The sequence below is a fragment of the Flavobacterium caeni genome, from assembly GCF_900101895.1.
Taxonomy (GTDB): Bacteria; Bacteroidota; Bacteroidia; order Flavobacteriales; family Flavobacteriaceae; genus Flavobacterium; species Flavobacterium caeni.
Genome location: NZ_FMVF01000003.1, coordinates 93,785 through 105,139, shown reverse-complemented (window position 1 = coordinate 105,139; position 11,355 = coordinate 93,785). Strand labels below are relative to the sequence as shown.

Annotated in this window: 9 protein-coding genes; 5 read left to right on the top strand and 4 right to left on the bottom strand. The window is 50.2% G+C overall.

The features are described 5' to 3' along the window. A partial coding sequence (locus BLP55_RS02825; protein ID WP_170826775.1) for a hypothetical protein occupies nucleotides 1-2,537 on the bottom strand: 2,537 nt, incomplete at its 3' end. A 152-nt stretch (nucleotides 2,538-2,689) separates the two neighbouring features. On the opposite strand from BLP55_RS02825, the gene folE reads away from it, so the two are divergent. The 5 genes from folE to lgt all read left to right on the top strand — a co-directional run bounded on the left by folE (nucleotide 2,690) and on the right by lgt (nucleotide 6,594). Beyond that, complete coding sequence (gene folE / locus BLP55_RS02820; protein WP_091140817.1) at nucleotides 2,690-3,361, top strand: GTP cyclohydrolase I FolE; 672 nt, start codon at nucleotides 2,690-2,692, stop codon at nucleotides 3,359-3,361. A gap of 43 nt (nucleotides 3,362-3,404) precedes the next feature. After that, entirely contained in the window at nucleotides 3,405-3,773 is a 369-nt protein-coding gene (locus BLP55_RS02815; protein WP_091140816.1) for a four helix bundle protein, read from the top strand. Nucleotides 3,774-3,879: 106 nt separating this feature from the next. Continuing rightward, nucleotides 3,880-5,355, top strand: a complete 1,476-nt coding sequence (cysS, locus tag BLP55_RS02810) for a cysteine--tRNA ligase (protein WP_091140815.1) — start codon at nucleotides 3,880-3,882, stop codon at nucleotides 5,353-5,355. Then, the gene (gene yidD / locus BLP55_RS02805; RefSeq protein WP_091140814.1) at nucleotides 5,355-5,597 is read left to right on the top strand and encodes a membrane protein insertion efficiency factor YidD; all 243 of its coding nucleotides are present in this window, start codon (nucleotides 5,355-5,357) and stop codon (nucleotides 5,595-5,597) included. Before cysS ends, yidD begins: the two co-directional genes overlap by 1 nt. A gap of 61 nt (nucleotides 5,598-5,658) precedes the next feature. Beyond that, complete coding sequence (lgt, locus tag BLP55_RS02800; RefSeq protein WP_091140813.1) at nucleotides 5,659-6,594, top strand: prolipoprotein diacylglyceryl transferase; 936 nt, start codon at nucleotides 5,659-5,661, stop codon at nucleotides 6,592-6,594. 48 nt (nucleotides 6,595-6,642) lie between these two features. Here lgt and BLP55_RS02795 read toward each other — a convergent pair whose 3' ends face one another. From BLP55_RS02795 to mdh, 3 genes are all read right to left on the bottom strand, one after another. Continuing rightward, nucleotides 6,643-7,173, bottom strand: a complete 531-nt coding sequence (locus tag BLP55_RS02795) for a DUF4269 domain-containing protein (protein ID WP_091140812.1) — start codon at nucleotides 7,171-7,173, stop codon at nucleotides 6,643-6,645. Nucleotides 7,174-7,205: 32 nt separating this feature from the next. Further along, nucleotides 7,206-10,187, bottom strand: coding sequence for a protein translocase subunit SecDF (gene secDF / locus BLP55_RS02790; protein WP_091140811.1), 2,982 nt, complete (start codon nucleotides 10,185-10,187; stop codon nucleotides 7,206-7,208). Nucleotides 10,188-10,408: 221 nt separating this feature from the next. Then, on the bottom strand, nucleotides 10,409-11,344 hold the full coding sequence (gene mdh, locus BLP55_RS02785) for a malate dehydrogenase (RefSeq protein ID WP_091141045.1): 936 nt from the start codon (nucleotides 11,342-11,344) through the stop codon (nucleotides 10,409-10,411). Nucleotides 11,345-11,355 lie beyond the last annotated feature (11 nt).

Here is an 11,355-nt window from a genome sequence, read left to right as displayed (position 1 = left end):
GAGGCGATCGCAGGGTTCGACGACGTCCATGGCGTGGTGGTCGATGCCGTGCCCGAGCCGGTCAACGTGGTCATGCCGCCAAGGCAAAGCGCCGTGTCGCCGGTGATCGTCGGCAGGGCATCTACATTGATAGTGCCAATCAAAACCGGATTGGTTGGACAAGTACTGATTGTCTCTACTTGGTAGCTGTAGTTACCCGCCGTATTCGGTGTTCCGCTGATCGTTATTTCATTGGCACCAGGACCGGCTGCAAAAGTCACGCCCGGAGGCAAGCCTGAGACGTTCAATCCAGTGGCGCTTCCGCCAAAACTGTATACAATATTGGTGATGGCCGCGTTGACGCACGGCGTTTGCGCATCGTCACCAGAAACCAAAGCAACAGTAGGCGCTGCCAATACATTGATGTTACCCAAAACCGGCGCTGCATTACAGCCCGTGAACGTGATGTCGTAGGTCGGGCTGGCCGGAACCGCCGTTGGCGTACCGCTGATGGTAAGCAAGTTCCCCACTACGGTATAGGTTACCCCTGCCGGAAGGTTGTTTACGGCAACCCCTGTAGCGGTGGCATCAATCGTATAATAGATATCGGCAATCAACGAATCGACACAAATGGTTTGGTTGTCGTTGCTGCCCGCGTTCAAAGTAACGTTCGAGCTCGCGGTAACGGTAATGGTGGTCGTCTCGGAACAAAAATCTGAAGCGGTTACGTTCAACTGTACCGTATAGGTATAAACCCCGGCTGTTGTAGCGGTACCTGTTACATCTACCGACTCGGTGGCAGGATCAAAGGCCCAGGCCAAACCAGGAGGGAAATTTCCTGAAACACTAGCGCTTGTCGCACCTGCCGTGGTGTAGTTGATTGCCGTTACGGCATCGCCCACGCAAAGCGTCTGGTCTTCGGGTGTGGATACAGTAACGGTACAGGCGCACGCGACGATTTCGACCGTGGCCGTTGTTGTGAACGCCGGACAAGGTGGGTTGGCCGCAATCGTATAGGTTACGGTATAAACGCCGACGGTACTGGTAGTTGGTGTAATTGCACCTGTCGTAGGGTCTATGGTAAGACCTGCAGGTGAAGCCGAGTAGGTGCCCCCCGATGTCAATGCGGTTTCGGTTACCGGATGCTGCCCCGTCAGGTTACTGCAATACTGGCCCGGCATTGGCGTGGTCAAGCCTGTAGGGTCGCCCGGATAGGCGATGGTTCCCGAAGGGCCCTCGGTAATAAAGAATTCGCGTACGTTGACACATCCTGTAGATACCAATTCCTCGATACGTACCCAAATCGATTTCGGGAACGGTCCGCTGGTAATGAATGCATTGGGCGTGTTGATGTCGTTGGCAGGGCTTCCGTTGATGGCTCCGATTTCGGTCTCATAGTACGAAAATGCATAGTGCGTCGGATCGGGATCGGTTGGTGAACCGGCCGCGATGTAATTGTTTTGGTTGATGTTGACGGTGTATGGCGGCGTTTGTGTAGGATCACAAAGGGCGATGTCGAGCGGGTCGGCCACATCCAATTGCAATACCGAAACGGTTTGGGTATCCGAAACTGTATAGGTCGTTCCGTCTGGGTTGGTGTAGGTCACCACGGCGGTATAGGTGCCCGGCCCTACGTTGATCGGGTTGTCGTTAACCGCGAAAATTGGTGTTCCCCCTGTAGGGATGCCGTTATTCACAGGTGTTCCGCCTTCATACCATTGCAAGGTGTGCGGTACCTGGGCCGCGCTCGGAGCAATTTGATAGTGTGTGTCGAACATGCTCCAGCAGCCGGTGTTGTTGGCCGGATCGGCACCTGCCAAGTGGCCCACGGTTCCCGAGGCGTTCTGCATCCCGATTACACCCGAGCCGCTGTTCCATCCAGGGCAGCATGTACGGTCGAACACGAAAAAGTCGACGATGTTCGACCCCTCGTGGAGTACGATCTGGCTGGTTTGCAAGCCCACACCGTTGTTGCAGCTGAATTGTGGAAGCGAGTTAAAGTTCACGACAAACACGCGGTTCGGTGCCTGGTTGACCCCCGTATCGAGCACGTAGTAGTTGACGTTCTGTACGGCCGGGTTGGTCACCGGCGGCATCGCGATATTGGTATCTTGATAGATCCCGAAAATGGCATTGGTTGGAATGGCCGGACTCGGGACAGACGCCGTAAACGCCCACGGACAATAGCCGTTGGCGTCGCTGATGTCGAAACTGATCAAGCCGTTCGAGCCGACGATGAGTTGGTTGTAGAAATTACCGTAAAATGCAAACGAAAACGGCAACGTGACCACCGGCGACCACACGTCGTCTTGCGTGGCATCGAGCAACGTACCGCCTGTGGTGGGGAACGACGGGTTAAAGACCGTGTCCTCTGGATAAGGCGTGTAGGAAGTCGTTTGTTGGGGCACGTTGAAATTGGCCGTCAGCGCTGTTGTTCCGGTGGGGTCGCAAATGGTTGCCGGTGGCGGGACCTCGACTTGGACCAACGGGGCAACCTGTGCAAAAACGGCAAACGGACAAAGCGCAAGCAGGCATAGTAACAGGTAATTTCTTTTCATAACTCGGTTTTTTTTGGATGCGAAATTTACAAATTTTTAATAAAGAATTCTCGGGATTTTAATTTTAAATTAATATTTAACAAGTATTCTGACTTCGTTTAAAATTGCTATCTTTGCCATAAACAGCTATACCTAAAATTACCCTACCTTCCATGATGAATTCCGATGCATTCCAAGATGATTTTGGAGACGACCACTTCTCATCAAATGCAAGCAATCCCTTACGAGCAGACGCTTTTGATCTCCCGGATGACAAAAAAATCGAACTGATCAAAAAAGATGTCGAAAGTATTTTGACCACTTTGGGCATGGACCTTACCGACGACAGCCTCAAGGGAACACCCAACCGCGTGGCCAAGATGTTCGTCAAGGAACTTTTTGGCGGGCTACACCCCAACAAAAGACCGAATCCTTCTACGTTCGAGAACCATTACCAATACGGCGAGATGCTCGTCGAAAAGAACATTACCGTCTACTCTACCTGCGAACACCATTTGTTGCCCATCATTGGGCGCGCGCATGTGGGCTATATTTCGAACGGCCGCGTGATCGGGCTGTCGAAAATGAACCGCATTGTCGATTATTATGCAAAAAGACCGCAAGTTCAGGAACGTCTCACGATGCAAATCGTACAGGAATTGCAACGCGCCTTGGGTACCGAAGATGTGGCCTGCGTAATCGACGCCAAACATTTGTGCGTGAATTCACGCGGGATCCGCGACATCGAAAGCTCTACGGTGACCAGCGAATTCGGTGGCAAATTCAAGGAAGAACAAGTGCGTAAGGAATTTTTGCAATACATCCGATTGGAAACAAAATTTTAGGGTTTAATCGTTGATTCGTTTAATCGTTTAGTCGAAAGAAATCATGTATGTTTTTTCGTTTGAAAAATTAGATGTATGGCAAAATTCCAAGGCTTTTGTATTGGACATTTACCAATTGACGGATGAATTTCCCGTAAAGGAAACGTATGGAATTGTTTCTCAAATCAAAAGGAGCGCGACGTCGATTTCAACCAACATAGCAGAAGGGACATCGCGAAATACGCAGAAAGACAAATCTCACTTCCTGACTATTTCTTATTCCTCTGCAATGGAAACCTTGAATCACCTCATTATTGCGCGAGATTTGAGCTATATTTCTGAAGAAAATTACATCGATTGCAGAAACAAGATCGAAAAAATCTGCAATCAAATAAACAACCTCAAAAAGTACTATCTTAACCAACTCGAATAACCAAATAAACGAATAACCAGATCAACGATTAAACGATTAAACGATTAAACGATTAAACGAATAAACGATTAAACGATTAAACGAATCTACTAATCCACGCATCCACATGCTTTACAAATCCAATCCGCTCAAAGTATACAATTCCCTCTCCGGGAAAAAGGAAGATTTTACGCCCATCCACGAAGGCAATGTAGGGATGTATGTGTGCGGGCCTACCGTGTACAGCAACGTGCATTTGGGCAATGTGCGCACGTTCATGTCGTTTGACATGATTTACCGTTATTTGTTGCATTTGGGTTACAAGGTGCGCTATGTGCGGAACATTACCGATGTGGGGCATATTGTAGACGATGTTGACGACGGCGAAGACAAAATCGCCAAGAAAGCGCGTTTAGAGCAACTCGAACCGATGGAAATCGTGCAACGTTACACCGTCGATTTCCACGAGATTTTGGGCAAGCTCAACTTTTTGCCGCCCAGCATCGAACCGACGGCTACCGGACACATCATAGAACAAATCGAAATCGTCAAAAAAATCATCGAAAACGGATTGGCTTATGAGTCGAACGGATCGGTGTATTTTGACGTCGTAAAATACAACGAAACCAAGCATTACGGGGTTTTGAGCGGACGCAACATCGATGAAATGCTGGCCAATACACGCGATACCGACGGCCAGTCGGACAAACGCAATCCGCAGGATTTTGCACTTTGGAAAAAAGCCGAACCCGAGCACATCATGCGCTGGCCTTCGCCGTGGAGCGATGGTTTCCCGGGCTGGCATTTGGAATGTACGGCCATGAGCACCAAATACCTCGGGCAACATTTTGACATTCACGGCGGCGGGATGGATTTGAAATTCCCGCACCACGAATGTGAGATCGCACAAAACGAGGCGTGCACGGGCAATACGCCGGTCAATTACTGGTTGCATACCAACATGCTCACGCTCAACGGCAAGAAAATGGCCAAATCGACGGGAAACAATATTTTGCCGGGCGAGATCTTTACGGGCGACAGTCCGTTTTTGAGCAAGGGATTTTCGGCCAACGTGGCGCGTTTCTTTATGATGCAGGCGCATTACAGCTCGATCCTCGACTTTTCTGACGAAGCGATCTTGGCGGCCGAAAAAGGCTACAACCGACTCGTCGAAGCCATGGACGGCATGGCCGAGATCAAGCCTTCGGGTTCGTCGTCGATCGATATCGCGCAATGGAAACAATCGTGCTACGACGCGATGAACGACGATTTCAACACGCCCATCCTGGTGGCGCAATTGTTCGAAGGCGTCAAATTCATCAACCTGTTGAAAATCGGGTCGGAGACCATCACCGCTACAGATTTGGACGATTTTGCCAAGACATTGCGCGCATTCTTGTTCGACGTGCTCGGGCTCAAGGACGAAAAAGAATCGGCCAACAACAACGACAAGGTCGAAGGGCTGGTGCACTTGCTGATCGGGATGCGCAACCAGGCGCGCGCAGACAAGGACTTTGCTTTGTCCGACCAGATCCGCGACCAACTGCTTGCGCTGGGCATCCAACTCAAGGACAGCAAAGAAGGCACGACGTTCACTTACTGATGCTCAAGCGGATTGTCATAGCGCCGTTTATTTTACTGATTCGTTTTTACAAGATCGTACTCTCGCCCTTGCTCCCTGCGGCGTGCCGGTATGAACCCACTTGCTCTACGTATGCCATTGAGGCGCTCCAAACGCACGGCCTGTTTTATGGTGGTTATCTGGCGGCCAAACGCATACTGAGTTGCCATCCTTGGGGCGGCCAAGGCTATGATCCCGTTCCGCCCAAGCGTTGCAAACATTAACGATTTTTAAGATTCGCATACAATTTATATCTTTATTTTTACGAAAACTAAGTTCCAAGTAATGACACATTTTTTAAGCTATGTCTGGAATCCGACCGAAGGGATCAATCTGGGCTTTTTCCAAATCCGATTCTACAGCCTCATGTTTGTCGTGGCGTTCGGGTTGGGCTGGTACATCATGAAAAAGATTTTTGAACGCGAAGGCGAACCGCTCGAGAAGCTCGATTCGCTGTTCATCTGGACCGTACTGGCAACCTTGCTCGGCGCACGGCTCGGACACGTGTTCTTTTATGATTGGGACTATTACAAGGACCACCTCACCGAAATCCTGTTGCCTTTCCGTTTCGAGCCGCAGTTTGAATTTACGGGCTTTCAGGGATTGGCGAGCCACGGTGCCGCAATCGCGATCATCATTGCGATGTATTATTTCAGCAAAAATGTCATGAAACGCCCGATACTTTGGGTATTGGACCGCGTGGTGATCCCGGTGGCCAGCGGGGCGATATTCGTTCGTTTGGGCAATTTTTTCAATTCGGAGATTGTGGGGCATAAAACGACATCGCCGCTCGGTGTCAAGTTTGTCCGCGACGAATTTACGCAACGCGATGCCATGCGCGAAACAGGTCTTTCTACTCCAAACGACGCCTACCATGCCATTGTCAGCGATCCTAAATTTGCGCATTTGCTCGAACAGGTTCCGGCCAGGCATGCGGCGCAACTGTACGAAGCGGTTTGCTACGTGGTGGTGTTTGCGGTACTGTACTTCCTGTATTGGCGCACCAACGTACGCGAGCGCGTAGGGTATTTGTTCGGCCTGTTCCTCGTGTTGTTGTGGACGGTTCGGTTTGTAGTGGAATACGTCAAGGAAAGCCAAGGCGGATTCGAAAGCGCGCTCGGGTTGTTCTCTACAGGCCAATGGCTCAGCATCCCGTTCATCTTGATTGGTTTTTACATGATGTGGGCCGCCGAGAAACCGGTTCCGGGTGTTGAAAACTGATTTACCTAATACATAAAAACTACGAACGCCAGTAATACTGGCGTTTTTTTATGGCAACTGGTAGTCGAATAAGGCTTGATGAGGATCGCCTTCGAGTCCCAACAACTGCGCAAGCGCCGGCTCGGTCTTGATTCCCTTCCGCTTGCGCTGTAGCACTCGTTCCTTGAAAGATTCGCCGTGCCGCACAAGTAAGGCGTACTCGATCAGCAAATGACGAAAAGCCTGTTGGTCCGTCACGGGAACGGATTGTCCGAAGATTTCTATCGGATAAGACTCGAGCGAAAAATTGGCAACCACGGTTTGTTGTGCGTCAATCAACGTCGATTGGATCGAAAAACCGGCTTCATGCCCGAACCTTAAAACCACTTCGGATGCGAATCGCGCGGCATCGTCAAAACAACACAACACGTCCAAATCGCTTCCCTTGACCACGAGGTCGAGCGGGAACGTTCCAGCCAGTACCGGATCGAACGGCGCCAATCTATCGAACAGTTTATGCCGCAGCAACAGCCTGTAAGCGCCTTGCTGAACCAGACTGCCGTGGGCGAGATAGTCTATTTTTGTAAAATCGATAGCCATAAAAAAAGCCCGATTGCTCGGGCCTTGTGTTTTTATGCTTCTTTGTTGTGTTCCTCCTCGATGCGTTTGTGTTCCGAATCCGGAATCGTATCGCACAATACCGGTGTCGCGATGAACAACGACGAGTAGGTTCCTACCACGATACCGATCAACATCGCAAAGATGAAGCCACGGATCGATTCGCCACCAAAGATGAACATGATCAAGAGTACCAAAATCATCGTGAGCGACGTGTTGATGGTTCTTGACATGGTCGAGTTGACCGACTGGTTCACGATTTGGTTGAAGTTACCTTTGGCCTTACCACTCAAGTACTCACGAACCCTGTCGAATACGATTACCGTATCGTTCATCGAGTACCCGATAACGGTCAAGATGGCCGCAATGAAGTGCTGGTCGATTTCCATACCAAACGGCATGTATTTCCACAACAACGAATAGGCACCGAGTACAAAGATGACGTCGTGCGCAATTGCCGCGATCGCACCCAAAGAATACTGCCATTTGCGGAACGAAATGACCAGGTAAAGTCCTACGATGATGATGGCACCGAGTACCGCCCAATACGAGTTGGTTTGGATGTCGGCCGCCACGGTAGGCGTTACTTTGTAAGCGTTGAGCACCCCTACTTTCTTGCCGTCATAAATGTTAACGAAGTTCTCGTAGGTCATGCTCGGGAAGTGCTTCTTGAGCGCGTTGAATAACATTTGGTTGACCTCGTGGTCGACTTTTTCGTCGTGGTCTTCTACCTTATATTTGGTCGTGATCTTGAGCTGGTTGTCGGCGCCAAAGATCTTGACCTCGGCGCTACCGAACACACCTTCCAATTCTTCACGGATGGCATCTGGGTTGGCCGCTTGCTCGAAACGAACCTGGAACGTACGTCCGCCCTTGAAATCTACACCGTAGTTGAGTCCGTTGATGAACAACGACACCACGCAAACCACAACCACCAGGCTCGAGAAAATGTACGTGTACTTTTTCGCACCCAAGAAATCGTAGTGGAAATTGGTGAAGAAATTCTTCGAGAAGTTGGTCGTAAAGGTCAGTTTGCTGCCTTTGCTGAGGCTCCATTCCAACAAAATTCTTGAAATAAAGATCGACGTAAACAACGACGTCGCGATACCAATCAAGAGCGTCAACGCAAAACCTTGGATAGGTCCCGTTCCAAAGATGAACAACACCGCACCGGTCAATACGTGCGTCACGTTGGCATCGACAATCGAACGCATCGCGCCTTTCCATCCATAAGACGCCTTAATGGCCTCTTCGATGGTTTTGCCCGCGCGCAATTCTTCCTTGGCGCGTTCATAAATAATGATGTTCGCGTCGACGGCCGTACCCATGGTGAGTACGATACCTGCGATACCCGGCAACGTCAAGACAAATCCGAAACTTGCCATGACACCAAAGATGAACAACAAGTTGACGATAACCGCCACATTGGCGAACCAACCTGCCTTGCCGTAGTACACGAGCATCCACAACGCCACGATGATCAAGCCCACGAGCGCAGACATGGTTCCGTTGTCGATCGCTTCCTGACCTAATGATGGGCCTACCACTTCCGATTGAACGATCTCGGCGGCTGCAGGCAATTTACCCGCACGCAATACGTTGGCCAAATCCTTGGTCTCGGTCACGTCGAAAGCACCCGAAATTTCTGAACGTCCGCCCGAGATAGGACCTGAAGTCACACCCGGTGCAGAATACACCACATTATCGAGAACGATCGCGATGTTGCTTTTTTGCGAATAGGCTTTGCCCGTAAGCGCTTCCCATTCCTTGGCACCCTTGGCGTTCATTTGCATGTTCACGCAAGGCTTGCCCATTTGGTCGAACGAGTCGCTCGCATCGGTCACGACACCGCCGCTCATGGCCGCACGGTTGTCTTTGTTTCCTTTGAGCGCGTAGAATTCTACGGTCTCGATTTCTTTTTTGGTTTTGGTATCGGTGGCAGACATTGGCTTGCCCCAAACGAATTTGGCGAAACGCTGTTCACCCTGCAACAAATTCTTGATGTCGTTGCGTTTGAGCCAGCCGTTTATCTTGGCCGTATCTTTTACATTGACGATACCCAACACGGCACCGCCGCCCGGTGCGACGAATTTGCCCAACAATGGGTTGTTGGCCGTAGCCGAAGCCGTGGTATCCTTGGCTTTGTCGGCCAAAAGGTTAGAGATCGAATCGGTAGCCGATGGCGCCGCTTCGGTGGTGGTGACTTCTTTTTCGGTGGCTTTGAGCGCCGCGTCGGCAGCCATCAGGAAGTTCCCGATTTCTTCTACTTTATAGGTTTCCCAAAACTCGAGTTGTGCAGTAGACTGCAAGAGTTTCTTGATACGGTCTACGTCTTTCGCGCCCGGCAATTCCACGAGGATCCTGCCCGAAGTTCCAATCTTTTGGATGTTGGGTTGCGTCACGCCAAATTTGTCGATACGCTTGCGCAATACTTCGAAAGCCGAATCGACCGACTCGCCTACTTTCTTGCGGATCACCTTTTGCACTTCGGCATCGGTCATCTTGATGTCTACCCCACCTTCGCCTTGCAGGTTGCGGTTGGCGAAAATTTCTGGAGAAGCCAATTTAACCGATCCGGCAGAGGCTTTGTCGAATTCGCGGAAAAACACGTCGAGGTAATCTTCGTTACCTTGTCTGTTTTTGGTAGCCGCGTCCAATGCTTGGTTGAAGACCGGATTTTTGCTGTTGTTGGCCAACCCTTTCAGGATGTCCTTGACCGAAATCTGGAGCTGTACGTTGATACCGCCCTCGAGGTCGAGCCCTTTGTTGATTTTCTTGTCTTTTACTTCGTTGTACGTGAATTGGGTGATGCCCAAATTCATGACTTCCTCCTTGCCGATGGAGTCGAGGTATTTGACCTCTTTTTGGGAATCTCCCTTGGCGAACGCCTTGGCATCACTTTCGACATTGTGCGCCACGAACGTAAAAGACAGCTGGTAAATACTTACCAATGCAAATAAAATTGCGAAAAACTTAACGAGTCCTCTATTCTGCATTATTACTAATAATTAATTAATTTCTGTTTGTGTTAGGTCATTTTAATGTAAAAACGAAAGTAAATTTTCAAAATCCTTGCGAATCTTCAAAAACCGGACACTACCCCATTTTTTTAAAACGAGCAAATATATAATTTACCTTAAGATTAACCAATTTTATTACCGATTTATCTCAAAAAAAGGACTGCCGCAAAGCAGTCCTTATAATAAGGTGTAAAAACTTAAGCCAAAACCGATTTGAGGTCGGCGTTCATATTGCGTACCGCGTCGGCCGATTTGGCGAACAAACCCTTCTCTTTTTCGTCGAGTTGGATGTCAACGATTTGCTCGACACCGTTCTTGCCGATGATACACGGCACCCCGATACAAATGTCGCTTTGTCCGTACTCGCCTTCCAAAAACACCGAGCAGGCGATCATTTTCTTTTGGTCGTTCAGGATCGAATCGACCAAGTACGCCACCGATGCGCCCGGCGCATACCACGCCGACGTCCCGAGCAATCCGGTCAGGGTCGCGCCGCCTACCATCGTATCGGCCGCCACTTTGTCAAGCGCTTCCTGCGACAAGAATTCAGAAACCGGAATACCGTTGTAAGCCGCCAGTCTTGTGAGTGGAATCATTGTCGTATCGCCGTGTCCGCCGATTACCATGGCCGAAACGTCGTTGGCCGGTTTGTCGAGCGCCTTAGACAGGTAGTATTTGAAACGCGAGCTGTCGAGCGCGCCGCCCATGCCGATGATGCGGTTCTTGGGCAAGCCCGTCGCTTTCAAGGTCAGGTAGGTCATCGTGTCCATCGGGTTCGATACCACGACAATGATGGTGTTCGGCGAATACTTCAAGATGTTCTCGGCCACCGATTTCACGATGCCTGCGTTGATGCCGATCAATTCCTCACGCGTCATGCCCGGCTTTCTAGGGATGCCCGAAGTGATCACGACCACATCGCTGTCGGCAGTTTTCGCATAATCATTGGTCACGCCCGTCACGTTGGTGTTCCAACCCGTGTTGGTCTTGCATTGCGAGATGTCCATCGCCTTGCCTTCGGCAAATCCTTCCTTGATGTCGAGCAAAACCACTTCGCTGGCGATGCCGCGGTATGCAATCACATCGGCACAAGTTGCGCCCACATTTCCTGCTCCTACTATTGTAACTTTCATGTTGGTATATT

What these genes read in the sequence shown, in the direction of transcription:
- yidD (WP_091140814.1), top strand. Translation starts at nt 5,355, where the DNA reads ATGCTCAAGCGGATTGTCATAGCGCCGTTTATTTTACTGATTCGTTTT.
- folE (WP_091140817.1), top strand. Translation starts at nt 2,690, where the DNA reads ATGATGAATTCCGATGCATTCCAAGATGATTTTGGAGACGACCACTTC.
- secDF (WP_091140811.1), bottom strand. Translation starts at nt 10,187, where the DNA reads ATGCAGAATAGAGGACTCGTTAAGTTTTTCGCAATTTTATTTGCATTG.
- BLP55_RS02795 (WP_091140812.1), bottom strand. Translation starts at nt 7,173, where the DNA reads ATGGCTATCGATTTTACAAAAATAGACTATCTCGCCCACGGCAGTCTG.
- cysS (WP_091140815.1), top strand. Translation starts at nt 3,880, where the DNA reads ATGCTTTACAAATCCAATCCGCTCAAAGTATACAATTCCCTCTCCGGG.
- mdh (WP_091141045.1), bottom strand. Translation starts at nt 11,344, where the DNA reads ATGAAAGTTACAATAGTAGGAGCAGGAAATGTGGGCGCAACTTGTGCC.
- lgt (WP_091140813.1), top strand. Translation starts at nt 5,659, where the DNA reads ATGACACATTTTTTAAGCTATGTCTGGAATCCGACCGAAGGGATCAAT.
- BLP55_RS02815 (WP_091140816.1), top strand. Translation starts at nt 3,405, where the DNA reads ATGTATGTTTTTTCGTTTGAAAAATTAGATGTATGGCAAAATTCCAAG.